Genomic DNA, 26,427 nt, shown 5'->3' on the forward strand with positions numbered 1-26,427 from the left:
CCCGGAGGAGACGGAGGAGCGGCATTCCATGCTCAGCACCCTGTCACGATCATCAATAACGGCTCGATTTGGGGCGGCGGTGGCGGCGGCGGCGGTGGTCAAGGAACAGTGAACGGATGTAGCAACGGAGGCGGTGGTGGGGCTGGGAGCATTTCTGGAGCGTTCGGAGTTGCTCGGAACGTTGTGGGGCTTTGTACTTCCTCGCAAGCCCCGGTGCCGACAGTACAAAATGGTTCGCCGGGATCGCTCACTGCTGGCGGCGCAGGCGGAAATACGCAAAATACGATAGCGCCGACCGCTGGAAATGGAGGTGGGCCTGGTCAACCTGGTCAACAGGCGGCATCGTTCACGGCACTCAGTCGCTGCCTGAGCAAAGCCGGTGGTTTAGGCGGCACGGCGGGCTACTCAGTAGTCGGCAATTCGTTCGTGACGTGGAGCACGACGGGCGACGTCCGCGGGCCGGTCAACTGATCAATGGACAAGATAGCAGTGTTGGGGCCAGCCGCCAGCACGTTTTTGGGACATGCGGCAGGTACTGACAGTTTGTAGGAAGTTGGGGGCTGAAATGTTAGTAGGGCGAGCCATTTGTGCGGGTAGCCGGAGGACCCATCATGAATTGCCGCGGGGACCGGGCTTGCCAGCTGCGAGGCCGTTATGGTCGGCACCCGGCTCAATATTTCGTGCTCTTACAGTATTCCTGTTTCTAGTCGGTGTAGCTCCGATCGATGTGGCGAGCGCGACGCAGATCATTATCACCTCGGGCACGACCTGGACGGTGCCGAACGACTGGAACAACGCGGCCAACACGATCGAGGTGATTGGCGGCGGCGGTGGAGGCGGCGGGGGCTTCAGTCCTTCGGTTGACGAGGGCGCGGGCGGTGGTGGCGGCGGTGCCTATTCGAAGATCACCAACCTGTACCTGCAGCCCGGTGCTGTCATCACCTATCAGATCGGGTCTGGCGGTTCATGGGGCAACGTGGGAAGTGCTGGCTCACCCGGTGGCGATAGTTACTTCAACGGGGCAGGCTTGAGTTGCTCGAGCCAGTCGGTCTGCGCCAAAGGCGGTGGGGGCGGCAGTATCAGCAGCGGCTACGCCGCAGCGAGCGGAGGTGCAGGCGGCGCGGCCGCCAGCGGGATTGGCAGCGTCCGCTATTCAGGCGGCGCTGGAGGCGGGTCTGGCGCAACCAGCAATGGTGGCGGCGGTGGCGGTGGCGCGGCAGGTCCAAACGGCAATGGCGGCGCAGGCGGCACCAGCGGACAAAATGGATCCGGTGCGGGCGGCGGTGGCAATGGTGGGGGATCAAGCGGCGCGGGTGGAGGAGCCGGGGGCAACAACTACGCCGGCACGGGGGGAGGGTCGGCAGGATCGGCCGGCGTGCCCGGCGGCAGCGGCAGCAATGGCGGTGGCGGCGGCGCCGGCTATTGGAATGGCAGCGCGTGGGTCAACAATGCTGGCGGCAATGGCAGCACCGGCACTGAGTGGGACGCGAGCCATGGTTCAGGCGGCGGCGCCGCCAGCGGTGCCGGCGGCGGTGGGACCACGGTCGGCGCGAATGGATCGGCGGGACTGTATGGTGGCGGCGGCGCCGGTCGGTCCGGCCTCGGCTCGGCCGGGAGTGGTGGTGCGCAGGGCATCATCGTCATTAACTACACGCCTCTTCCTCCGCCGCCGCCACCACCGCCGGGTTCTTCGCTGCAGATCTTTCTGACCAATGGCACAACGTGGACGGTGCCCAGCGACTGGAACAGCTCGAACAATACGATCGAAGTGATCGGTGGCGGTGGTGGCGGTAGTGGCGGCTCCAGCCCATCAGTCGACGAGGGGGCCGGCGGTGGTGGCGGTGGCGCCTATTCAAAGGTCAGCAATGTCTCCCTGCCATCAGGAGCGACCGTTAGCTACCAAATTGGTTTTGGAGGCTCTGGAGGCAATGTTGGAAGTGTGGGATCGACAGGCGGGGATAGCTATTTCAACGGATCTGGATCGACCTGCTCGGCGCAATCGGTATGCGCCAAAGGCGGCGCAGGCGGCGGCATCAGCAGCGGCTACGCCGCAGCGAGCGGCGGTGCCGGCGGCGCGGCTGCAAGCGGACTGGGGTCCGTCCGCTATTCCGGCGGCGCAGGTGGTGGATCCGGTGCGACCAGCAATGGTGGTGGCGGCGGTGGCGGAGCGGCAGGTCCGAATGGCAATGGAGGTGCAGGCGGGACCAGCGGGCAAAATGGCTCGGGTGCCGGCGGCGGCGGCAACGGCGGCGGATCGAACGGTGCTGGTGGAGGAGCCGGAGGCAATAACTATGCAGGTACGGGTGGGGGCGCTGCGGGCTCTGCCGGCGTAGCCGGCGGCAACGGCAGCAATGGAGGCGGCGGCGGCGCCGGCTATTGGAACGGCAGCGCGTGGGTCAACAATGCGGGCGGCAACGGCAGCACCGGCACCGAATGGGATTCGAGCCATGGCTCGGGCGGAGGAGCAGCAAGTGGTGCAGGTGGCGGTGGCACCACTTCCGGCGCAAACGGATCGGCAGGATTATACGGAGGTGGCGGTGCCGGCCGTTCCGGCCTCGGCTCGGCGGGAAGCGCTGGTGCTCAGGGTCTTATCGTCATCACCTATACGCCTGCGTCCAATTCCGGTGGCGGTGGTGGTAATCCGCCCGGTGGTGGCACGTCGATCAGCGCCACGCGCTCGTCGAGTTTTTCTTATGACCCGACCTCCGGGCAACTGACGCAGGAGGTGATTGAGCCCGGCACGCCGGCGCTGCGGCTGCAGACCGACTACATCTATGATGCCTTCGGTAACAAGCTGAGCGCCACCGCCAGCGGAGCCGATATCAGCAGCCGCGCAGCAAGCGCGGCCTATGATGCCCAAGGCCGCTTTGCGGCCAGTGCGACCAATGCGCTCGGACAAAGCGAGAGTTGGCAATACGATCCGCGTTTTGGCAAGCCGACCAGCCATACCGGACCCAACGGACTGACCACGACGTGGACCTATGACAGCCTCGGGCGCAAGATCCTGGAAGTGCGTCCCGACGGCACTCAGACCAGATGGTCCTATCAGTTCTGCAACGGCGTCAACGGCGGCACCGCGGCATGCGTGTCCGGAGCCATCTATCTGGTCGAGGCCATTCCGCTCGCAGCCGACGGTGCCACCCAGAACGGGGCAAGCAGCACTGCCTATCTCGACAGTCTCGAGCGCCCGATCGCAAGCGAGACGCAGGGCTTTGATGGCTCGCCTGTGCGGACGTCCAGGCAGTACGACAATCTCGGCCGGGTCAAGCAGCAGAGCCGGCCCTATTTCGTTGCAGGCGGTGTGGCGCAGTGGGCCACCTTCACCTACGACGTGCTCGGCCGTGTCCTGATCGAGACCGCGCCCGACACCAGCGTCACGCAGCATTCCTATCATGGCCTGGCTTCGACGATCACCAACGCGCTCGGCCAGACGCGCACCGTCAGACGGGACAGCCAGGGCCATGTCGTTGCGCTCACCGACGCGCTGAACAGGACGATCAGCTATGCCTACGGTCCGTTTGACACGCTGGCTCAGACCACCGACGCGGCTGGTAACGCCGTCAAGGCGACCTACGACACCCGCGGCCGCAAGATCGCCAGCAGCGATCCCGACATGGGCGCATGGACCTACGCTTACGATACCGCCAACCAGTTGATCAGCCAGACCGATGCCAAGAGCCAGACGACGGCACTGAGCTACGACAAGCTCGGCCGCCTGATCCAGCGGATCGAGCCGGATATGACGTCGGTCTGGACCTACGATACCGCCCCCCATGGCATCGGCATGCTGGCCTCGGCCAGCGTCACCTCCGGCCAGGGTGCAGGCTATCAGCGCGCCTACGTCTATGACGCCCTGACCCGCCCGGCGCAGGTGGCCATCACGATCGCAGGCTCGGTCTACACCATGTCAGGGTCCTACGATGCCAATGGCCGCCTCAGCACGGTGACTTATCCCTCGGGCTTCAGCGTCAGCTATGCCCACACCAGCCTTGGCGACGTCAGCGGCCTTACAGGTGTCGGCGGCCCGTCATTCTGGACGGCCAACGCCGTCGATGCAGAGATGCGGATCACCCAGCAGACCTCCGGCAACGGCGTCGTCACCCAGCAGGGGTTTGATGCCGCGACCGGCAGGCTGCTCAGCATTCAGGCCGGCTCTAGTGGCAACATCGCCAACTTCGTCTACACCTACGATGCGATCGGCAATCTCCTCAGCCGCACCGACGGTAACGCCGGTCTGGCGGAGAGCCTGGTCTATGACGGACTGAACCGGTTGACGCAGTCGACCGTGACGTTGTCGCCCACGCCGCTGGTGAAGACTTACGCCTATGATCCGATCGGCAACCTGATCACGAAATCCGACGTTGGCACCTACACCTATCCCGCGGCGGGCTCGGCCCGGCCTCATGCGGTGACCAGCGTCGGTGGAGGCGCCATCACTGCCAGCTTCAGCTATGATGCCAACGGCAACCAGACCGCAGGCCTTGGCCGGACCATTGCCTACAGCGCGGCCAACATGCCGATCCTGGTCAGCCAGGGCTCTCGCACCATAGGGTTCGGCTACGATCCAGACCATCAGCGCTTCATGCAGACCGCGCCGGAAGGCACCACGCTCTATTTCAGCGCCTTCGGCGTCCGCGCCGAGCTGCTCGCCGGAAACCAATGGACCGAATATCTGTCGGTCGGCGGCGCCCCGGTCGGCGCGCGCTTCAGCAACACTACCAGCGGCTCGGTCGCGATCCGCTACTTCCACGCCGATCACCTCGGCTCGGTCGCGGTCCTGACCAACGAGCAGGGCGCCGCAGCGGAACGCAATTCATACGACGCCTGGGGCAAGCGCCGCGCGCCCAGTGGGGCCGATGATCCCACCGGCAGCCTGACCAGCCAGACCACGCAAGGCTTCACCGGCCAGGAGCACCTCGCTAACGTTGGGCTGATCAACTTTAACGCCCGCCTGTATGACCCACTTCTCGGTCGCTTCACCAGCGCCGACAGCATCGTCCCCGATCCGTCCGACCTGCAGAGCTTTAACCGATACACCTACGTCCGTAATCGGCCGCTGTCGGTGACCGATCCTAGCGGGCACGATGACTCTGGAGCTTCTTACGTTTCGCAAATAACGATCGGCAACGAAGCTTACTTCTTCCCGCCACCGGGAATTTCGTATCTGACCGGCATCAATGCGGGTGCTTGGTACTCATATCAGGCAACCGTGTCCTACAATTCGATCGGAAATCAGATTCAATATTTGATTTGGCGACGCTCGCAACCTCCGCCCGGGCTGCAGCCAAATGGCACCTTTGTCGACGTGTCAGGAGGCGTCTTTGCTAGTCCGCTTGGGCATAGAACCGGATCGCAGCAAACGGCTGCCCCAACGGTTCCAGCTCAAGCGGTGGCGGCAGGATTCGCGATGGGAAGCAGTTCATATGGATATCTGGGAGCGGCGTCCGCGTATCGGTTCGTCACACCAGCTACAACCTTTTGGGGAGGTTTTGACGATGGCTTCAGGGCAGGATTTCTCGGTAGTTTTGATGATGCCGATACGCTGATCCATGGAACGAGATCTTCAATCACGGGTGCCGTTATCGGGAATGCTGCGGGCGGTCTCTCTGAGTTGGGCGCAGAGATACTTGGAGCAGAATTGGGAGGTGCCATTCTCGGCAAAGTTCTTGGCCGATTGCCTCAGGGTTTGAGCAGAGCTCAGTTCGTTGAGGGATCAAACTTGATAAGAATTAGGGCCGCAGAGTTAGGATTGGGCGATGATATCTTTGTGCACGGAAGTCGAGCTGCAGGAACAGCCACTGCGAGATCCGATATTGATATTGGTATTCGCGTTTCCGAAGCAGAATTTGAAGCATTCTTAAACACTCAATCTAGGCTTGCGTCGCCAAATCCCGGCTCGAGCTTGGCCCGTACCCGCGCCAATGCTGTGGAAAAAGGCATCATTCAGACGGGTGAAGCGAGATTAAAGCCAACTGCAAACGAGTTGCAGCGCATATTCGGAATGGACGTAGATCTTTCTGTTATCCGAAAAGGGGGCACATTCGATCGCGGACCCTATATACCACTAATTGGACCGTAGCTTGGAGATGCACTATGAGTGATTACGACTACTGTAAGATCTACGTGGAAGCTGACCTGTCATATGACAGTCTAAAATCGACGATTGCACGCATACTCGATGCACCGATCGAGTGGCGCTCCATAAAATCGAGCTCAATGAGTGTTGATTGCTACAAGAATCCGTTTAGCAAGGATGGAGAATCGGATTTCATCTCTTGGCCCTACTATCTTGAGGTAGAGGCGAATTCTGGCTTCACGGGACCTGGGTTTGTAAAAGATGTGCAGAAGCTCATTGAGTCACTTAAGTCAGAAGCAATGAAAGTCGCGCCCAGCTGCGACTTTGAGGATCTGTTGAAGATTTAGACCGTGGCTCATACAGCGCACCAGATGATGTTGCCCGATCGAGATCAAGTCGAGGGCCGCCTCTACATAGAACGCCGAGCGTTATCTGAGCGAAGTGCTGCACAAGAGAATGTGTTTGAGTCGCCGGCGTGTCGGCTGGGCAATATCTCGTGCTGCCGAAACCCTTTAGACTGCGCGTGTTAGTTGTAGGGTGGCCATGGCTGCTTTTGGTTGGATGGTGGCGTTGCGCGGCGGAACTCGAAAAATTCAGTTAGTAATGATTCCTATGTTGCTGGCGATGGCGTTGTCCGCGTGCCAGACGATGGAGGAGAGTACCTCGTCGTTCACTTGGGGCACGAGCGCTCTGGAGGCGGGCGCCGCAGCGCAAGCGCAGGCGGCTGTGCGATCGCCGGCTGCGAGCGCGCGCGCGGGCAAGATGTCGGGATCGCCGCTGCTCGATGACAATAGGGGCGGGCCCGCGACCATGATCGAGGGCAGCGGCCGCTTCGTCGGCGAAGCGCCGACGGGGGCGGTGGCGCGGGCGTCCGAGGATGTCGCCGACGGCATCACCATCAATCTCGTCAACGTGCCGGCGCCGCAGGCGGCGAAGACGGTGCTCGGCGATATCCTGGGCGTCAAATACACGGTCGATCCCGGCATCGAGGGGCGGATCACGATTCAGACGCCGAAGCCGGTGGCGCGGGCGGCTGTGATCGATCTGTTCCAGGCGGCGTTGAGGGCCAACAATGCGGCAGTCATCAACAACCGCGGCATCTATCGCATCGTCGCTGCGGACCAGACAGCGGTCTTGGGCACGTATCGCACGGACGACGTGGCCGATGGCGGCGAGATGGTCGGCAATGGGCTGCAGGTGGTGCAGCTGAAATATGTCTCTGCCTCCGAGATCCGGCGCGTGGTCGAGCCGATCGCGCCGCGCGGTGGGGTGGTGCGGGTCGACGACGCGCGCAATTTGATCACGCTCTCGGGCAATCGCCAGGAGATTGCGGCGATGATGGAGGCGATCGCGCTGTTCGACGTCGACACCATGAAGGGCATGTCGTTCGCGCTGATCCCGGTCAAGACCTCGGCGCCCGATGCGATCGCGACCGAGCTTAAGAGCGTGTTCGGCTCCGACCGCGGCGACGGGCCGATGGCCGGCATGGTGCAGTTCGTGCCCAACAAGCGGCTGCGCTCGATCCTGGTGATCTCGCCGCAGCTGGCCTATCTGCGCCGCGCCGAGAGCTGGATCCGCAAGCTCGACGCGCAGGCGCAAGGCTCCGAGAAGCAGCTCTTCACCTACGCCGTGCAGAACCGCCGCGCCCAGGAGCTGGTCGACGTGCTGCAGTCGATGTTCCCCACCGATACGCAGGCCGCGACGACGGCGCGGCGCACGGTCGCGCCGAACTATCAGGACGCGAGCGTGCAGTCGCAGCCGTCTTCCTCCGGCGGCGGCATGTCCGGATCGTCGTCGCCGTCCTTCACCAGCGGCCTCGGCGCGTCCAGCGGCGGCTTCGGCGGCATGCGCAATGCAGCGCCGTCGACGGCGGCGCCGAGCGTCGTGCCAGCGGCGGCACCATCGGCGCCCACCGGCCGCGACGGCGACGCCGACGGGCCGCGGCTGCGCATCGTGGCCGACGAGGCCAAGAACGCGATCCTGATCGAGGCAGCTTCGGCCGACTACAAGCGCGTGCTGCAGGTGATCGAGCGGCTCGACCAGATGCCGAACCAGGTGCTGATCGAGGCGACCATCGCCGAGGTCACCCTGAACGACGATCTGCGCTTCGGCGTGCAATGGTACATGCGCAAGAACAGCTCGAAATTCACCCTGACGGAGGCGGCCTCCGGCGCCGTCAATTCGGTGTTTCCCGGCTTCTCCTACGCGCTGACCGCGGCGAACATCGCGGCGACCATCGATACGCTGAACCAGATCACCAATGTCAACATCGTCTCCTCGCCGTCGCTGACCGTGATGGACAACAAGCCGGCGGTGCTGCAGATCGGCGACCAGGTGCCGATCACGACGCAATCGGCGACCTCGACGTTGACGACGGGCGCGCCGATCGTCAATTCCGTGAGCTACAAGGACACCGGCGTCATCCTCTCGATCATCCCGCGCATCAATGAGAGCGGCCGCGTGCTGCTCGACATCGAGCAGGAGGTGTCGAGCGTGGCGCCGACGACGTCGTCGAACATCAATTCGCCGACCATCCGGCAGCGCAAGATTCGGACATCTGTGGTCGTCAACGACAGCGACGCGCTGGTGCTGGGCGGGCTGATCCAGGACAGCCGCACCACCGGTCGCAGCCAGCTGCCGATCATCGGCGACATTCCCTTCGTCGGCAATCTCGCCGGCAGCCGCGACAACGTGATCGGCAAGACCGAGCTGATCATCCTGATCCGCCCGCATGTGATGCGCAGCCTCGACGAGGCGCGCAGCGTCACCGAGGAATATCGCCGCTACATGGCGATCGAGGGGCCGTATCGCCGCCCGCCGGCGCGCCGCCGCGCCGAGGACACCGGCCGCAGGATTCTCGACTGATGCCGCGCTTCCGCTACCAGGCTTATGGCGCTGACGGCGCGTTCGCGGAGGGGACGATCGAGGCGGCCTCGGCCGCCGCCGCCGATGCGGCGCTGTGGGCGCAGGGCCTGTCGCCGTTCCAGATGCGCAGCGTCGACGGCGGCAGCACTGCATGGTGGAACCGCGAGATCACGCTCGGCGGCGGCACGGCGCGCGGCGACCTCCTGGCCTTCACGCGCGAATTCTCGATCCTCTGCAGCGCCGAGATTCCGCTGGACGACGCGCTCAGGATCGTGCAGGTGCAGACCTCGCTGGCGCGGCTGAAGACCTTCGCCGCGGCGCTGCTCGCCGACGTGCTGAACGGCCGGCCTTTGTCGGAGGCGATGCAGGCGCAGACGCGTGTTTTTCCTGCTGATTACGTCGCGGTGGTCCGCGCTGGCGAGAGCGGCGGCCGGCTCGCGCAGGTGCTGAGCGAGCTCGCTGAGCTCCTGGAGCGGCGCGCCGAGATCCGCGCGCGCATCCAGTCGGCGCTGATCTATCCGGTGATGCTGATCGTGCTCAGCCTGGTCACGCTCGCCATCATCATCGGCGGCGTGATCCCGTCGATGGCGCCGATTTTCACCCAGAGCGGCAAGCCCGTGCCGCTGACTATCCAGGCCATGCTGACGTTGCAGGCGCACTGGCTGGAGATCGTGATCGCCAGCCTCGCCGCGCTCGTGCTGCTCGGCGGCTCCATCGTCTTCGCCATGGCCGATGCGGCGCGCCGCCGGCGGCTCGACCGGCTGCTGCTGGGGCTGCCGCTCGCCGGCAGCTTCCTGCTGCAGCAGGACACCGCGCGCTTCGCCCGCACGCTCGGCACCATGCTCTCGGCCGGCGTGCCGCTGATCCCTGCGACGCGGTCGGCGAGCGAGGTCGTCGGCAACGATCATCTCCGCGCTGGCGTGGAGCAGGCGATCGAAAAGGTGCAGCAGGGCGTGGCGCTGCATCGCGCGCTGCGCGAGACGGCGGCGCTGCCGGCCGTCGCGCTGCAGATGATCGCGGTCGGCGAGGAGGCCGGCCGGCTCGACCGCATGCTGCTGCGCGTGGCCGAGATGCTGGAGAAGCAGCTGCAGACGCGCGTGGATCGCTTCGTGGCGGCGCTGACGCCGGCGATGACCGTCGGCATCGCGCTCATCATCGGCGCGCTGATCATGCCGGTGATGACCGCCGTGCTCAGCATCAACGATCTGGCCGGGCGATGAACAGGCCGGCGACACATGAGCGGGCAGGGACGAGCGACGGATTCACGCTGGTCGAGATGCTCGCCGTGCTGGCGATCCTGGCGCTGACCGCCTCCGCAGCCGTGCCCTTGCTGTCGCGCGGCGCCGGCAGCGTCAGCCTGGATGCGGCGGCCAGCGAGATCGCCTCGGCGCTGCGCGCGACGCGGGCGGCGGCGATCCTGCAGAACCGGGTGATGACGTTGCGCATCGACGTCGACCGCCGCAGCTTCGGCTCCGAGGTGGTGCCGCCGCGCGCCTTCACCACCGGGCTTCAGGCCAAATTGACCTATGCCGCCGCCACGCGAAGCGGCGCGGCCGATGGCGGCTTCCGCTTCTTTCCGGACGGCTCGTCGACCGGCGGCGATCTCAGCCTGGAGCTGAATGGGCGGCGGCAGCGGCTGTGCGTGGAATGGCTGATGGGGACGGTGCGGATAGCCGGGACATGTTGAGGGGGAGGCGATGATGCTGGGATGGACGAAGTTCAGCGATCTGATGAAGCGGCACGGGCAGTGCCGGGCACGCACGCGCAGCGGCGGCGAAGCGGGCTTCACGCTGGTCGAGATGCTGGTCGTGATCACCATCATCGGCCTGGTGATGGGGCTCGTCGGCCCGCGCGTGCTGAGCTATCTGTCGGACTCCAAGCTCAAGACGGCGCGGATCCAGATCCGCAGCCTCGCCTCGGCGCTCGATCTCTACCATCTCGACAATGGCCGCTATCCCACCGCGGCCGAAGGCCTGGGCGCGCTGGTGCAGAAGCCGGCGACGGCGACGAGCTGGAACGGGCCCTATCTCAGCGGCACGCTGGTGCCCACGGACCCCTGGGGCCGGCCCTATGTCTACAAATTCCCGGGCCAGCACGGCGCCTATGACATCGTCTCGCTCGGCCCCGACGGCCGCGAGGACGAGACCACGGCCAACGCCAATGTAACGAGCTGGCAGCAGCCATGACCGCCGCAGCGGCAGCAATCACGCGTGCGACGGATGCCGATGAGGCCGGCTTCACGCTGGTTGAGGTCATCGTCGCACTCGCCATGCTGTCGCTCGGCCTGACCCTGGTCATGAGCCTGTTGTCGACGGGGCTGTCGCGAGCGGGAATGGCCGAGCGGCTGGCCGGCGCGGTCTCGCTGGCGCAATCGGTGCTGGCGCAGGTCGGCACCATCAGTCCGCTGCGGACCGAGACGCGCGAGGGCACGGAGCCGGGCGGCTATCGCTGGCAACTCGCGATCCAGCCCTATCGCGCAACGCCGGCCGAGGACGCGCGGATGGTGGAACTCTACCAGGTCTCCGTCCAGGTCGGCTGGATGGAAGGTCAGGAGCCGCGCTCCTACGCGCTGTCGACGCTGCGCCTCGGACCCAAAGCATCGCGTTCCGCGTCGATCACCGCGGCATCACGGTGAGACATGCTGATGACGCTGCCGCAGACATCCGAGCGTGATGAGGCCGGCTTCACCCTGGTCGAGGTGCTGGTCGCGCTCGCGCTGTTCAGCCTGCTCGCCGTCGTGCTGTTCGACGGCGTCAAGTTCGGCCTGCAGGCCTGGCGCGGCGGCAGCGCCCGCACCGAGGCGTTTCAGCGCGAGCTCGCCGCAAGGGACGTGCTGCGGCGGCTGATCGGCAATCTCTATCCGATGATGCTGGGCGAGGGCGCCGCGCAACGCCGGATCGATCTCGACGGGCAGGCCGAGAGCCTCGAATTCCTCAGCGATGCGCCGGCGGTCTCCGGCGGCGCCGGCCGCTTCCGCTTCAAGCTGCTCGCAGAGCGGCAGCGCGATCGCGTCGATCTCGTTCTGCAGTCGCGCGCGGAGCTGGCGGTCGATCAGGCGCCGGAGCGGACGCTGCTGGTGTCGAACATCGACCGGGTCGAATTCGGCTATGCGCCAAGGGGCACGGCATCGGGAGAAGCGGAGTTCAGCACCAGCTGGCAGCAGCAGATCGAGCCGCCGGGCGTGATCCGGCTGCGCGTCGTGATGCGTCCCGGCGATGGACGGAGCTGGCCGGAGCTGGTGATCGCGCCGCGCTTGCAGGCGGACGTTGCCTGCGTCTATGACGCGCTCACGATGCGCTGCCGCGGGCGTTAGCGGGGGAGAGGCGACATGCCGGTGCTGTCGGTGCTCTGGGGGCTCGCGCTGCTGATCGCGGTGTCGCTGTCGCTGTCCTGGTCGAGCAGCGTGTCGTATAGTCTGGCGCACAATGAGATCACGCAGGCCGGTCTGAGGGCGCTCGTCGAGGCCGGCGTCAACGCCGCCGTCGACGGTCTGCTCGAGCCGAGGGCCGAGCGGCGCTGGCGCGCTGATGGCCGGATCTACCGGCTCGATGTCAATGGGACGCAGCTCGCCATCCGGGTGCAGGACGAGCTCGGCCGGATCGATCTCAATCAGACCGACGAGGCCATGCTCAGCAGCCTGCTGCAATCGGCGGAGCTGGATGCGCAGGCCGCCGCACGCCTGACCGACAAGATCGTCGATTGGCGAACCGCAACGGCGCTCAAGCATCTCAACGGCGCCAAGGACCGCGACTATGCCGCGCGCGACGCCGCCTATCGGCCGCGCAACGGCCCGTTCCAGAGCGTCGACGAGTTGCGCCTGGTCATGGACATGACGCCCGAGATCTTCGCCAGAATCGCGCCGGCGCTCACGGTGCATTCGGGGCGGCAGTTCGTCGATCCGCAACTGGCGCCGCCCGAAGTGCTGCGCGCGCTGCCGGGGATGACGGCGCAGAGTGCGGAGGCGACCGTGGCTGCGCGTGCGAGCATGGACAACAGGGCAGGTCAGCTCGACGGCAACCCGATGACGGCGTTGCGCGGGCGCGCCTTCTCCATCAGGACGGAGTTCTCAGAGGCATCGCGTCGCGTCGTCGGGGACGTCGCGGTTCGGCTGACGGAAAACCCGCAGCAGCCCTATTGGGTGCTGAGCTGGAGCATGAGATGAGGGATCCCATCATGCCGGCCATCGACCACGCTGCCGCGGCCGCCGGTGCTCAGCCCTCCCTGTTCGACATCGATCGCGGCGAGCTGCTGCAGGGGTTTGGCGACTTTCTGCTGGCGGCGAACATCCTCGATCGCATGAGCCTCGATCGCGCTCGCCGGGCTGCGCTGACCACAGGCGACCGGCTGGACACCGTGCTGACCAAGCTCGGGCTCGTCTCCGAGACGGGCCTCGTCGCCGCGCTCTCGAAATATCTGGCGCTCGACCTGGTGCGCATGACCGAGCTGCCGATCGAGCCTGTCCTGCCGGAGCTGGTCGAGGCGGCGTTCGTGCGCAACAACCGCGTGCTGCCGCTCGGCAGAAGCGACGGCCGCCTGGCGGTCGGCGTGACCGATCCGTTCAATCATGATCCGGTGCGCGCGCTGGCGTTCCTGACCGGACTGCCGGTCGACATGCGCCTGTTCACGGCGGCCGATTTCGACAAAGCGTGCAGCGCGCTGTATCCGAACAATGCGAGCCAGGACGAGAGCCGGCTCGGCGGCGGCACCGAGGCCAATGAAGCGGATGTCCAGCGGCTGCGCGATCTTGCCAGCGAGGCGCCGATCATCCGCCTGGTCAATCAGGTCATCGCCCATGCCGTCGAAGCGCGGGCATCCGACATTCACATCGAGCCGAATGTCGACCAGGTGCTGGTGCGTTATCGCATCGACGGCGTGCTGCGCACGGTGCAGGTGCTCGCGGCAGATCTGCGCGCGGCGATCACCTCGCGCGTGAAGATCATGTCGAAGCTCGACATCGCCGAGCGCAGGCTGCCGCAGGATGGGCGCATCAAGATCGCGGTGCGCGGCATCGACATCGACTTCCGCGTCTCGACCATTCCGACCGCCTTCGGCGAAAGCGTCGTGCTGCGCGTGCTCGACCGCAACCGCGTCAGTCTCGACTTCGCCGAGCTCGGCTTCTCCGAGGAGCACATCGCGACGCTACAATCCCTCCTGCAGCAGCCGAACGGCATCATCCTGGTCACCGGTCCGACCGGCAGCGGCAAGACCACGACGCTCTATACGGCGCTGAAGGCGCTGAACAACGCCGAGCGCAAGATCTTCACGGTCGAGGATCCGATCGAATACCAAATGCCCGGGATCAATCAGGTCCAGGTGCAGTCGGACATCGGTCTGACCTTTCCTCATGCGCTGCGCGCGATGCTTCGGCAGGATCCGGACATCATCATGATCGGCGAGATACGCGATCTCGAGACCGCGCGCATCGCCATCCAGGCGTCGTTGACCGGGCATCTCGTGCTGTCGACGCTCCATACCAACAACGCCGCCTCCGCCATCACCCGGCTGATCGACATCGGCGTCGAGTACTATCTGCTGGCCTCGACCCTGAAGGGCGTGATCGCGCAGCGTCTGGTGCGGAAGCTCTGTATGAATTGCGCATCTCCTCATCCGCAGGCCGCGTATTGGGCCGAAAGCTTCGAGCGATCCGCCCCTGATCTGCGCGCGCACGGGGCTACTGACATCCGCCAGCCGCAGGGCTGCGAGGCTTGCGGCCATACCGGCTTCTCCGGCCGCTCGACGATCGCGGAGATGCTGGTCGTGGATGAGGAGTGTCAGTCCCTGGTCCTGGCGAAGGCGGCGGACACGGCGATCGAGCGGGCCGCCCGCGCAGGAGGCATGCAGAGCATGTACGACCTGGGCGTACGAAAAGTCTGGCGTGGCGAGACGACCATCGACGAGGTGCTGCGCGCGACGCGCATGGGATGATGGCGCGGGCGAGCTTGACAGAGGGAGCGGTGAGATGGCGGCATTGCTGAATGCGATGCGGACGGCGCGTCCGGGTGAGCTCATGCAGCGGGCCGCCAACTGGTGGTGCGCGGAATTCCTCAATCTGCTGCCGCCGCTGCTCGCAGTGATCTTGTCCGCAGCAGGCAAGCCGCGCATCGTGCTCGATCGGTGCGAGGGCACGCTGAGACTCCGGCTCACCGATCCGAGATCCGGACTGAACGCCTGCGAGACATCGTCGCTGGACGCGGAGCCGGCAGTCGCCGCGCTGCTGACGCGTCATGGACTCGACGTTCGTGATGTCGAGCTCGGACTGCGCCTGCCCGAGGCGAGCGTGTTCAGCCGCGACATCGTGCTCCCGGCGGAGGCGCGGGGCGCGATCGATGCCATCGTGCCGCAGGACCTGCTGCGCAGGACGCCGTTCAAGGCGGAGGACATCTATTCCGATCACGCTGCGGGCCGGACGAGCGACGGCCGGATCGCGGTGCGCCAATGGGTGACGCGGCGGCAGCATGTGCAGGAGGCGGCCGATCAGCTCCGGCTGCCGCTCGCGCAGTTCGGCTTCGTCGTCTTCGGCGACATGGCACCGACCATCCGTCTCGCGCGCAAATCGGCGGCGCGTCAGCCCTACCGGATCGCGCTCGCTGCGCTGTGCTGCAGCGCTGTCCTTCTTGGCGGCATGCTGGCGGGACTCACTCATGTGCGGCAGCAGGCGGCGCTCGATCAGCTCGATACCGAGATCGCCGTCGAGCGGCGCAATGCGGAGCGGGTGCGGGCTACCATGGAGCAGTTGCGGGAGCGGCGGACAGCGCTGGCGCGGCTGCGCCTGCAGCGCCGCGAGCAGCCGGGCTTGATCGATGTATGGGACGAGGCCACACGCCTGCTGCCGGCACATTCCTGGCTGACCGAGCTGAGGCTGACTGAGGAAGCCAGTGCACGCAGGGTCTCAATCACGCTCACGGGGTTCTCCGCAGCGGCACCCAGCCTCGTCGGCATCCTCGATGGCTCGAAGCTGTTCGTCGATGCCGCGCTGACCTCGCCGGTTGCGATGGATCCGATCGAAGGGCGCGAGCGCTTCTCGCTGCAGGCCAGGCTGCGTACGCCCGATCCCGCCAAGGAGGCAACGCAATGACCAGCCTGTTTCGGCTCGATGCCCAACCCGCGCGCCGCAGCCTGTTCGTTCTGGGGAACTTGGTCGCCTTGGGCTTGATCGTCTGGGGTCTGGTGATGCCGATCGCCGCCATCTTCGCCGAGCGCGATGCGCGCATCGGGGAGCAGCAACGGCTACTGGCACGGTTGAAGGCGGTGGCCGCCCAGGCCTCGCAGATCGAGGCGCTCGCGTCCGAGACGGAGACGCAGTTTCAGAGCGGAGAGTTTCTCACCGGCGCTAATGACAACGTGATCGCAGCCGATCTGCAGACGCGGCTGAAGGCAATCCTCGGCAATGCCGGCGCCCAGTCTCGCGCCATTCAATCACTGCCGGGCCGCACAGTGGATCAGATCAAGTACAGCGGCGTGCGGCTCGACTTCACCGGACCGTTCCCGGCGATGATGCGCGTGGTGCATGCCATCGAGAGCGCGAAGCCCTATCTGTTCGTGTCCAATGCCAGCGTGAAGAGCGGGCCGGCTTTGCGCCAGGGGCAGGTGGAAGAGCCGGTCCTGCAGGCGCAGCTCGACATCTACGGTGCGATCCAATGAGGCTGTCGAGATGGCGCGTGACCCCGCGGCTCGGTGTGATGGCATTCCTCGGCGCGATCAATCTGGTGCTCGGAGCGAAGCTCGCGATGCTGGCGCTGGGCGGCGGTACGGCGGGCGTGCCCCGCGCGGCCTGGGAGGCGGCGTTGCCGCAGTCGATCGCTAAACTTGCCGAGCGACCGCCGCTCGATGCCTATGCCGAGATCACGGCTCGTCCAGTGTTCTCCCGCTCGCGCCAACCCTTCCTTCCCCCGCCACCCCCTCCGCCGCGGCCGGTTGCTGCGCCAGCGGTCCTGCCGCCAATGGTCCCAGCCGATCCCGGCCTGCAGGTGGGCGGCGTCGTGATCCAAGCTGGCAGGAGCAAGGCCTATCTGCAGAGCAAGGGCGGACCGAGCGGCGGCTCCTGGGTCTCGGAGGACGAGTCGTATCAAGGCTGGCAGGTCAAGATGATCGATCCTTCCGGCGTGCGGATCGAGCAGGCCGGGCGCAGCATCGAGCTGAAGCTCTATCCCCGAGATTGAGAAATGCGTCCTTGTGGTTCCTCTGCTGCAGGCGCGCCTGATTGTAATCCCGCGATCAGATCGCGCTTTGCGAGGTGATGGTCGTCCTCGCCGAGCTGGGACCCGGTCTGGATGTCGATCAGCTCAGAGTACTCGTGGCTCAGATCGCCACTTCAAGCGAATGTCGGTATCGGTGGTTGCATCTCCCCGCAACCACTTCTGTCATAACTCACTCACCGTCCCGGTCTAACCGCCGGGACGGATTCCGGGAATGAGGGATTGCGACGGCCCGGGTCGGCTGCGCGCAGCGCTATCGTTAGGGTTCATCGAGAATGAAGGATGGACGTCCTCTCGACAGAACCTTGCCTTTACCACGAATCTGAGGGTCGGACGTTCGCATCGTTCCGGGAGCGCCAGCTAGCTCTTTCAACAATCATCGATTTCTGCATTGGCCGAAAATGACCCAGACTAAGATTTCCGTTTAGTCTGGTTTTGGTTCGGGGAAACTAGCAATTGTCTTCGCCCCACGAAGCCGTCGGGAGCTCCCGACCCAAGCTTCTTACCTACGACCTCCTCATCCGCCGTCTTCGTTTGGCCAAGAGCTTCGCTATCGCGATCGAGGCTTCCTCAGGAAGCCAGCAATGATCGAGCTTGGACTCGAACCCCCGCAATCCGATATGAGCAACAGGACGTCGATCAGCTTGGTCGATTTTGCAGGGATTTCGTCTGCGTTCGCTGGCTTTCGCCGCGCACGATCGAAGGTTTGTGAAGCCGATGCTGTCCAATCGCGGCGCGGAGACGGAGTTGCATATCAGGGAGGCCTTCCGCCTATCGCCGCGCAGAGATCGGCGCGGCGAGATGGCTTCAATGGGGTCGCAGCAGAGATGCTGCGAAAGAGGAGTCCAGTTGCTGGCCGCGCCGGGATCCGCCGCCGCCTGCTTCAATGAGGTCGCAGCAGAGATGCTGCGAAAGAGATTTGCCGTCTCACGTAGTCCGGCACGATCGATGGCGCCGCTTCAATGAGGTCGCAGCAGAGATGCTGCGAAAGAGCCACTATGAGGCGAACAAGCCGATCTACAAAGCGAGGGCAAAGCTTCAATGAGGTCGCAGCAGAGATGCTGCGAAAGAGTGGAGCAGTGAGACTCTATGGCCATTCTCGGCAATCTGCTTCAATGAGGTCGCAGCAGAGATGCTGCGAAAGAGGGGGGGCGCCCCGAAATCGCCGCCACCCGCTCCGAAGCTTCAATGAGGTCGCAGCAGAGATGCTGCGAAAGAGTGGGAAGGGCCGGAGCAGGCGGAGGGGCGGGCGGCATGCTTCAATGAGGTCGCAGCAGAGATGCTGCGAAAGAGGCGGTGGCTGCGCTGAAGGCGTCCGTCTCACAACTCACCCTGCTTCAATGAGGTCGCAGCAGAGATGCTGCGAAAGAGCTTCAGCAGCGCCGGGGCGCTGATGATGTGCGAGAACCCGCTTCAATGAGGTCGCAGCAGAGATGCTGCGAAAGAGCCCTGAAAATCGCCGAGGCGCACGAACGCACAGAACGAACGGCTTCAATGAGGTCGCAGCATAGATGCTGCGAAAGAGCTTCAAAACATCAATCAGAAACAGGATTCCATCCATGGCAGCTTCAATGAGGTCGCAGCAGAGATGCTGCGTAAGAGGACGGCATTCGATCATGGCTTCAGCCACTCTACGAGCTTCAATGAGGTCGCAGCAGAGATGCTGCGAAAGAGCCGAACTCGAACTGATAGCCCCTACAGCGCAGGTTGCTATCGCTTCAATGAGGTCGCAGCAGAGATGCTGCGAAAGAGATGCGCTTCATGTTGTCGCTCCTGGTTTTGCGAAGGTTGCTGCTTCAATGAGGTCGCAGCAGAGATGCTGCGAAAGAGCGCCTGGCCGATCTGTTTCATGGACGTGCGCCTGAAAGCTTCAATGAGGTCGCAGCAGAGATGCTGCGAAAGAGTGTCCAGGGCCCTGTCCGACCCGACCGTGCCGATCGACGCGCTTCAATGAGGTCGCAGCAGAGATGCTGCGAAAGAGTGATGCGACGGCCATCGCCCTGCGAGGCGAAGATGTTGCTTCAATGAGGTCGCAGCAGAGATGCTGCGAAAGAGGTGGTGCCATCGGCCGCGATCACCGGATGGTCGGTGTCGCTTCAATGAGGTCGCAGCAGAGATGCTGCGAAAGAGGGCGGCGTCGAGCGGCGACAGATGCGCATCGTCAGTCATCGCTTCAATGAGGTCGCAGCAGAGATGCTGCGAAAGAGTCGCCGGAGGCGTGATGCCGGTGACTTCGGCGACGGTCGTGCTTCAATGAGGTCGCAGCAGAGATGCTGCGAAAGAGGCCGCGGTTATTTCGTGACCTCGCCACCGCCATGACACGCGCTTCAATGAGGTCGCAGCAGAGATGCTGCGAAAGAGGTCGAGATCGTCGCGGCAATGCATCAGTGCAGCCTGGAAGCTTCAATGAGGTCGCAGCAGAGATGCTGCGAAAGAGTTTGGTTACTTCGTCGGCTCCTGCAACGGTTCGCGTGCTTCAATGAGGTCGCAGCAGAGATGCTGCGAAAGAGATCGTCGATATGGAGAGAGACGCAGGGGATGTTCAAGAGCTTCAATGAGGTCGCAGCAGAGATGCTGCGAAAGAGATCCCGGCGGCACCGCGTTGTACACCCGCTATCCCATGCTTCAATGAGGTCGCAGCAGAGATGCTGCGAAAGAGCCGAGCTTTCCTTGCCGAAGGCGCCGGCGATCTGGGCGCTTCAATGAGGTCGCAGCAGAGATGCTGCGAAAGAGGCTCGGCATGCTCCAGCAGCTCTCGACCTGGGATGCGTTCGGGCTTCAATGAGGTCGCAGCAGAGATGCTGCGAAAGAGAAAGCTTCTCTGCCACGACTGCGCGCCGAAGGGGACCGCTTCAATGAGGTCGCAGCAGAGATGCTGCGAAAGAGAGCGCGGCCACGGGCACGTCAATTACCTGCTTCTCGCCGTGCTTCAATGAGGTCGCAGCAGAGATGCTGCGAAAGAGAATCCTTAACGTCCACCTCTACCGTGGTGGGACGCTTCTTGCTTCAATGAGGTCGCAGCAGAGATGCTGCGAAAGAGGGGGGCAAGATTTCTTTCCAGTTTCGGCGGGAACGGGAGCTTCAATGAGGTCGCAGCAGAGATGCTGCGAAAGAGATGTCTGCGATCGCTGCAAGGGCTATTGCGGTTGCCATCCCGGCTTCAATGAGGTCGCAGCAGAGATGCTGCGAAAGAGGCAGCCGCTTCTAGCGGAGTTCATCCGCGATGAGGCGTTGCTTCAATGAGGTCGCAGCAGAGATGCTGCGAAAGAGAGCCGCCGCCCGCGCGTTTCAGCGCCGTGGCCAAGGAGCTTCAATGAGGTCGCAGCAGAGATGCTGCGAAAGAGATGCTGCGTGTCCCTTTGGCATTCGTTGAAGCGGTAAAAGCGAGGCTTCAATGAGGTCGCAGCAGAGATGCTGCGAAAGAGGGCGCGAAACCCGGTGCGACAACCGCGCGATGCAGAGTCCGCTTCAATGAGGTCGCAGCAGAGATGCTGCGAAAGAGTCGATGAACTTGATGAACTCCGGCGCCGTCGCCTCGGGATCGCTTCAATGAGGTCGCAGCAGAGATGCTGCGAAAGAGAACGGTTATGAGGTCAGCAAGACGTCCGACATCCTCTCGCTTCAATGAGGTCGCAGCAGAGATGCTGCGAAAGAGAGGTTCCTGTATCGGAGTTGCGACAACGGCACACGGGCTTCAATGAGGTCGCAGCAGAGATGCTGCGAAAGAGGATGCCAGCGGCGGGCCAGAACGACGTGCCGGAGCCGCAGCTTCAATGAGGTCGCAGCAGAGATGCTGCGAAAGAGGAGCAGCGCACTGGCCAACGGCCCGCACGCCACGACGCTTCAATGAGGTCGCAGCAGAGATGCTGCGAAAGAGGACGTCACCTTCGGCAGGCGCACGCTGCGAATGGAAAGCTTCAATGAGGTCGCAGCAGAGATGCTGCGAAAGAGCCCGGCGGTGCCAAGCACCACGCTCGCGCCGAACACCGCGCTTCAATGAGGTCGCAGCAGAGATGCTGCGAAAGAGGAAGCTGCCAAGGCCACGGTCGCCGGCGGGCGCTGCGCTTCAATGAGGTCGCAGCAGAGATGCTGCGAAAGAGCTCAACAACATGTGGTGGGTGATCGCCGGCGGCGCGCGGCGGCTTCAATGAGGTCGCAGCAGAGATGCTGCGAAAGAGTAGAGCCCGGGATGCGGGTCATCACCGGAGCCGACCGGCGCTTCAATGAGGTCGCAGCAGAGATGCTGCGAAAGAGCCGCATCGCGTGATGCCGCGCTCATTATCCCGGATGCGACGCTTCAATGAGGTCGCAGCAGAGATGCTGCGAAAGAGACCAACAGCGCGTTCCGCAGCATCTCGTCCTCGATCGCTTCAATGAGGTCGCAGCAGAGATGCTGCGAAAGAGCCCACCCCCCCAACTCTGATTGGAGAGCGCGCCATGCTTCAATGAGGTCGCAGCAGAGATGCTGCGAAAGAGGGCTCGGGGCGCAAGTTGTTCCGAATCCTGGATTTTCGGGCCGAGCTGCGAGCGCTGACGCGATAGCAGGGGCGAGCGTGTTCGTACACCGTCATCATAGGATTCACAATGTCAAACAACAGTCTGGAATCAAACAGTATTTTCGAATGCGAGCGCTTCGGCTGCGAAAGTGGGAATGTCAGCGCTCGCGGGCTGCTCGGCAACGACAGTCCGCCGCGGTCTACTTTACTGCACTCGGCGCCTGGAGGCCATCCCCGACGATTGCATTACCTGTTGCTGCCGATCTGGAGAGCGAGCCTGGCTCAACTTTCGATCCAACGGCAGGTCTCTGCAGACGGGATTGCGGTGGTCGATCTTCCCAGAAGACGTCTCGCCGTATGAGGTCAAGAAGGAGTCAAATCACGATGGCGGTGCGCTTCACGGTCTCAAAGGTCTTGCCGAGGCTCTCGACCCGAGGGTCGACGCGGTCGGCTGGCCCGAGATCGAGGATGAGGATGTGATCGTCGCGGCCGTGGATGATCTCTTCGAGCCGGCGTGACAGCTCTGCGCGACGACGGGCCGTGAGCCGGCATTGGAAGACGGACAGTTGCAGCCAACGCCCGTAGCCGTGCATCAGCTTGAACACGCGACGCCAGCGCTTCTCGTCGGAGATGTCGTAGGTGACGATGTAGAGCCGCTCCTCGATCATGCTCTCACCTCACCAGATAATGCGGATAGTCGGCGATCTCACCATCGAGATGGCGCACCAGCAGCCGGGCCTGCACCTCGAGCAGGCGCCGCATCGAGACGCGATAGCCGAACACCGGATGGGTGACCTCCTGGTCGAGCCGGCGTTCGTAGGCAGCGATGAAGGCACGCTTCGCGTGCGGCTTGAGGTTGACCGCCGGCCCTGCCGCAACGAAGCCGTCGGCCTTGACCTCGCCGTTGTTGACAACCTGGATCACCGTTGAATCAGCCAGGATGGGGCGAAACGGCTCCATCATGTCGAGTGCGAGCGCGGGCCGGCCGAAGCGCGGCTTGTGGTAGAAGCCGAGATATGGGTCGAAGCCGACCGCCGATAGGGTCGTCAGCCATGTCCGCGTGAGCAGTGCGTAGCCGAATGACAGCATGGCATTGACCGGATCGGCCGGCGGCCGGCGCGTCCGCTTGTCGAAGGAGAAGGCAGGGAAATCGCGTGCGCTGTCGCCGAACATGCTCGCGAACATCCGGAAATAGCGCGCCGCCGCCTCTCCCTCGATGCCGAGCAGCTCCGGCTCGGTCGGGGCGTGGGCGGCGCGGTCGGCGAGCCGCGACATCGCGTCCATTGCGGCGTCCCGTTCGGCCTCGTCTCCGGCCTTGAAGTTGCGGCGCAGGAAAACGCGGCTGTTGCGGATCTTGGCGACGACGAGGCTGCGGGCAAAGGCGAGGCAGCGGCGCTCGTCGAAGCCGGCGCGATACTGGGCGATGCGCACGGCGACGTTGCGATGGCCGGTGGACACGGTGTGACCCATCACCCAGCCGCCGGACGAGGCGTAGGTCACCGGGATTTCGTCTCGCAACAATGCGCCGAGGGCAGGCGTGGTGAGCGAGACCGGCCCGTGCAGCACCAACTCGGAGATGTCGCCGAGCGAGACCTCGGTCTTGCCCGCCTCGGTCTCAATCACCAGCAGCTCGCCGGATTTGCCGATTCGGGCACCGGGTTCCTGCACATACAGCGGCAGCGCCGTGTCGCCGGATGGATTGAGTGGGCGAGGCGCGAGCCCGCGCCGGAAGAACGTCACCTCGTCCGGCAGGCAGATGCCCGCCAGCGAGCAGCGCGTGCATTTCGGGCTGTCGACGAGCGGCGGCGGCATGCGACCGGCGGCCGCCGCGAGCCGTAGATCGGCGATCGCGGCGCGCGTGCGCACCCGCAGGGCCTCGTCGAGCACGATGCGCACCCGCTCGCGCGAGCCGCCATACCAGATCGCGCCCTCGCGCACCTTGTAGCCGGCATCTTCGAGAATGAGCGCCTGGGCGCAGACCTGCACGCGCTCGGGCTCATAGGCGCCCTCGGCGACGTGCGGTCGCTTGCCCTTCTTGGTGTCGACAGGCGTGACCGTGCCGTCCTCGCCTTCGATCAGATCCATCTTTCCGATGATGCCGAGCCGGTCCGAGGCGAGCGTCACCGAGCGCGCGGCGAAGTCGGGTCGGGTGTCGACGGCATCAGGCGCGGGCATCTTCCCGCCGCCGGCATCGACGCGCACATGGGCGCGCCGTCCTTCTTCCGTATCGCCGGAATCCGCCCACTCGCCATCCACCCATTCCAGAAAGGCGAGCCGCGGACAATAGACGAATTCGTTGACCATCCGCACCGGCACCAGCGGCGTCTCAGCGGTGGCCGGCGGCGCGGCAAGCTCGAAGGCGAGCTGGGCGGCGGGAAGGGGGGCTGGCTCAATCGGAGTGGACGACATACGAGGCACCTCCGCAAGACTACGTTCTGAGCGCTTCTCGGGTCTGGGCGATCGGGACCGCTCATGCGAGCGGCTGGTATCTTCCGATCGTGGTGGCCATCGACGCGATGACCAGCGAACGGGCTTCGATTCGGCTACTCCCTTGCGGCGAACAATCCGCCGCCCTGGTGGCTGTTGCGGCCGAGCATGATGGGGCCGCGGATCGCCGTGGCAAAGCGCAGGCGGGCATGGGCTGCGAGGCCGCCGCCGTTCGGCAGGCCATTGGAGCAGACGATCTCGATCTCGGCCGGCTGCGGCAGGCTGCGGCGCGCGCATTCGGCGGTGAGGTCGCCGATCAAGGCGGCCGTGGCGTCCTTGCGCCGGCCGGCGTGGCGTGTCGCGAGATAGAGCGTGCGGCTTTCCCACAGCTGCGCCGGCCCGATGATCGTGTCATGCTCGGCAGGTGCGTTCGGCCCCGCCAGCGCGATCACGCCGAGCCGGCCGGCGCGCAAGGTCTCCAGCTTCGACATGGTCGCGTCGAAACGCTCGCGCTCGCCGCGGCCGGGCCTGGTCGAGAGATCGCAGGCCCAGGGCGCTGCGACGATCAGCCGGTCGACGAAGCCGTCGCCGTCGGTATCGTCGGCGGCGATGAAGATGTGGTGGTGCTGGCCAGAGGCGGCGCGGCCGCCATCCTCGCCATGGCCGGAGAACAGCGGCGGGACCTTGTCATCGACGTCGCGCGCCAGCGCCATCAGCGCACGCCTCGCAGCATGGGTCAGTGCCGGGCCATCGGCGCAGGCAATCCTTGCGTCCGTGGGCAGCGCATACATGGCGACATCGCGCAACGCCTCGCGCTCCGGCGCCATCAGCCCGAGCCCGAGATAGCGACCGTCGCCGATCACCAGTGGGCCCGCGAGCGGTTCGGAGAAGGTCAGCTCGACATGCCACAGGCGCTCCTCGGCGAAGCGTGTTCCCGCCGCGAACTCCTCGACACGGGCGCCGCGGGCGGCGAACGGCTCGCGCTGCAGGCGCAACGTCTCCGGCGGCTGCGACAGGCCGGCATGGCGCAGCGACTGCACCAATGCAGCGGCTGCGCGGTTCTGCTCGTTGTGGCGTTCGGTTCCGGACTTGGCTTCCTTCTGCCTGGCGTCGGGATTTTCGCGCGCCGCGGCAAGCTCCTGCGCCAGCCGATGCGGATCGATGCGTCGGCGGGCCGCGCCCTCGGGCAGCGCTACGGGGGTGACGCTGCGCCAGACCCGGTAGCTGGTGTCGTCATCTGCATCGACGCCGTAGTGGCGCAGCATGGCGCGTTCCTCGGCCGGCAGCAGCCGCGTCTCGATGACTTCGCCGGTCTCGGGATCGACGTGCTCCGCGACGAGCGCGCCGGAGAACACGTCCGCGATCTCGACAGCGGAAAACGGGCAGTTCGGCGGCAGCTCGATCAGGATGCGGCGGATTGCAGGAACGACGTGGCGCGAGCCGATCGATGGCAGTGGGACGATGCGGATGCGCGCAGCCTTGTCGGCCTGGGTCGCATCGCGTCCGATGAGGATGCGATCGACGAGGCCCTCGTTCGTGGTGCGCCGCTGCTTGAGCCGCGCGGCCGCCTGATCGCGCAGATGCTCGACCAGCGCGACGGCCCGGGTCAGCGGCCAGACTCCCAGCCTTTGCTCGTCGGTCAATTCACGCAGCTCGAACAGCAGATGTTGCGGCGGGCTGGCATAGGTCACGGGGACGAAGTGCGGCCTGCTCGCCTGCGAGTAGATCTGCTGCCGTCCGCCCTTGATGCTCCTGAAGCGGCCGCCCAGTTCGACGAAGCGGCGCTCCAGGCTCGCCAGCGATCCGGATTGCGGCGATGCCAGCACGATGCCGCCTTCACCAGCGCCGGGGCGATAGATTGCGCGGCCGCGCTGCGCGAGACGCGTCTCGACCTCGTCGGCCGCGACGATCTCGCCCCAGGCCCAGGCCATGTCGACACCGCGTCCGAGCTGGTACAGCCGCTCGGCCAGCGCGCACAGCCGCTGCGCGTGCGACCTGTCATCGTCGAACGGCCACGCGTAGACGAGGTCGACTGCGGAATTGAACAGCAACGGCCTGACCAGCTTGCCGGCTCGGATTTCGGAGATCCGGCGTGGATCGCCGCCGACGGCGTCGAGATCGTTGTTGGGCACGTAGTTGGTGAAGCCGCGGCCGTCGCGCTTGACCGGCGCGGCGATCACCGGCGCCGTCAGCTGCTCCAGCCAGACCAGCGCGGCGCGGTCCTCGGCGGACAGGTGCCGGCCCGACGCCACGCCGGCCACCAGCGCCTGAAACAGCCGGGCCGGGGAGGGCGGCCATTCGGGCCGCCCGTGATAGCGGTCGTCGTGGAAGCGGACGGACAGGAGCAGCGCGTGCGGCATGACCGGCC

The 26,427-nt window shown here is 64.9% G+C and carries 16 protein-coding genes and 1 CRISPR repeat array; of the genes, 13 read left to right on the forward strand and 3 right to left on the reverse strand.

Annotated elements, in window-relative coordinates:
• Positions 1 to 634: 634 nt before the first annotated feature.
• The 13 genes from ACQR1B_RS28475 to ACQR1B_RS28535 all read left to right on the forward strand — a co-directional run bounded on the left by ACQR1B_RS28475 (position 635) and on the right by ACQR1B_RS28535 (position 17,100).
• On the forward strand, positions 635 to 6,079 hold the full coding sequence (locus ACQR1B_RS28475; protein WP_434835707.1) for an RHS repeat-associated core domain-containing protein: 5,445 nt from the start codon (positions 635 to 637) through the stop codon (positions 6,077 to 6,079).
• Between the two features lie 14 nt (positions 6,080 to 6,093).
• Complete coding sequence (locus ACQR1B_RS28480; RefSeq protein WP_434835708.1) at positions 6,094 to 6,423, forward strand: hypothetical protein; 330 nt, start codon at positions 6,094 to 6,096, stop codon at positions 6,421 to 6,423.
• 301 nt (positions 6,424 to 6,724) lie between these two features.
• Entirely contained in the window at positions 6,725 to 8,941 is a 2,217-nt protein-coding gene (gene gspD / locus ACQR1B_RS28485) for a type II secretion system secretin GspD (protein WP_434835709.1), read from the forward strand.
• Positions 8,941 to 10,161 (forward strand): type II secretion system F family protein, encoded by a 1,221-nt coding sequence (locus ACQR1B_RS28490; RefSeq protein WP_434835710.1) that lies wholly within the window; start codon positions 8,941 to 8,943, stop codon positions 10,159 to 10,161. The genes gspD and ACQR1B_RS28490 overlap by 1 nt, the downstream gene beginning before the upstream one ends.
• The gene (locus ACQR1B_RS28495; protein WP_434835711.1) at positions 10,158 to 10,628 is read left to right on the forward strand and encodes a pilus assembly FimT family protein; all 471 of its coding nucleotides are present in this window, start codon (positions 10,158 to 10,160) and stop codon (positions 10,626 to 10,628) included. Before ACQR1B_RS28490 ends, ACQR1B_RS28495 begins: the two co-directional genes overlap by 4 nt.
• A 10-nt stretch (positions 10,629 to 10,638) precedes the next feature.
• A complete protein-coding gene (gspG, locus tag ACQR1B_RS28500; protein ID WP_434835712.1) occupies positions 10,639 to 11,127 on the forward strand; it encodes a type II secretion system major pseudopilin GspG in 489 nt (162 codons plus the stop codon).
• Positions 11,124 to 11,576 carry a type II secretion system protein gene (locus tag ACQR1B_RS28505; protein ID WP_434835713.1) on the forward strand — a complete coding sequence of 151 codons (453 nt, stop codon included), beginning with the start codon at positions 11,124 to 11,126 and terminating at the stop codon, positions 11,574 to 11,576. The genes gspG and ACQR1B_RS28505 overlap by 4 nt, the downstream gene beginning before the upstream one ends.
• Positions 11,577 to 11,585: 9 nt before the next feature.
• Positions 11,586 to 12,254, forward strand: coding sequence for a PulJ/GspJ family protein (locus ACQR1B_RS28510; protein WP_434835714.1), 669 nt, complete (start codon positions 11,586 to 11,588; stop codon positions 12,252 to 12,254).
• Positions 12,255 to 12,269: 15 nt separating this feature from the next.
• A complete protein-coding gene (locus ACQR1B_RS28515; protein WP_434835715.1) occupies positions 12,270 to 13,103 on the forward strand; it encodes a general secretion pathway protein GspK in 834 nt (277 codons plus the stop codon).
• The gene (locus ACQR1B_RS28520) at positions 13,100 to 14,866 is read left to right on the forward strand and encodes a GspE/PulE family protein (protein WP_434835716.1); all 1,767 of its coding nucleotides are present in this window, start codon (positions 13,100 to 13,102) and stop codon (positions 14,864 to 14,866) included. Before ACQR1B_RS28515 ends, ACQR1B_RS28520 begins: the two co-directional genes overlap by 4 nt.
• Positions 14,867 to 14,900: 34 nt before the next feature.
• On the forward strand, positions 14,901 to 16,016 hold the full coding sequence (locus ACQR1B_RS28525; protein WP_434835717.1) for a PilN domain-containing protein: 1,116 nt from the start codon (positions 14,901 to 14,903) through the stop codon (positions 16,014 to 16,016).
• The gene (gene gspM, locus ACQR1B_RS28530) at positions 16,013 to 16,582 is read left to right on the forward strand and encodes a type II secretion system protein GspM (RefSeq protein ID WP_434835718.1); all 570 of its coding nucleotides are present in this window, start codon (positions 16,013 to 16,015) and stop codon (positions 16,580 to 16,582) included. The genes ACQR1B_RS28525 and gspM overlap by 4 nt, the downstream gene beginning before the upstream one ends.
• Before the next feature lie 17 nt (positions 16,583 to 16,599).
• Positions 16,600 to 17,100, forward strand: coding sequence for a hypothetical protein (locus tag ACQR1B_RS28535; RefSeq protein WP_434835719.1), 501 nt, complete (start codon positions 16,600 to 16,602; stop codon positions 17,098 to 17,100).
• 840 nt (positions 17,101 to 17,940) lie between these two features.
• Positions 17,941 to 21,612: a CRISPR direct-repeat array (repeat unit 37 nt; unit sequence GCTTCAATGAGGTCGCAGCAGAGATGCTGCGAAAGAG).
• Between the two features lie 394 nt (positions 21,613 to 22,006).
• Here the strand turns inward: ACQR1B_RS28535 and cas2 are convergent.
• From cas2 to csb2, 3 genes are all read right to left on the reverse strand, one after another.
• Positions 22,007 to 22,300, reverse strand: a complete 294-nt coding sequence (gene cas2, locus ACQR1B_RS28540; protein WP_434835720.1) for a CRISPR-associated endonuclease Cas2 — start codon at positions 22,298 to 22,300, stop codon at positions 22,007 to 22,009.
• Between the two features lie 4 nt (positions 22,301 to 22,304).
• Positions 22,305 to 24,041, reverse strand: coding sequence for a CRISPR-associated endonuclease Cas4g/Cas1g (gene cas4g/cas1g, locus ACQR1B_RS28545; RefSeq protein ID WP_434835721.1), 1,737 nt, complete (start codon positions 24,039 to 24,041; stop codon positions 22,305 to 22,307).
• A 134-nt stretch (positions 24,042 to 24,175) separates the two neighbouring features.
• Entirely contained in the window at positions 24,176 to 26,419 is a 2,244-nt protein-coding gene (gene csb2, locus ACQR1B_RS28550; protein WP_434835722.1) for a type I-G CRISPR-associated protein Csb2, read from the reverse strand.
• Positions 26,420 to 26,427: the final 8 nt, after the last annotated feature.

It is taken from the genome of Bradyrhizobium oligotrophicum, from assembly GCF_051168495.1.
In the GTDB taxonomy this organism is placed as follows: domain Bacteria; phylum Pseudomonadota; class Alphaproteobacteria; order Rhizobiales; family Xanthobacteraceae; genus Bradyrhizobium; species Bradyrhizobium oligotrophicum_A.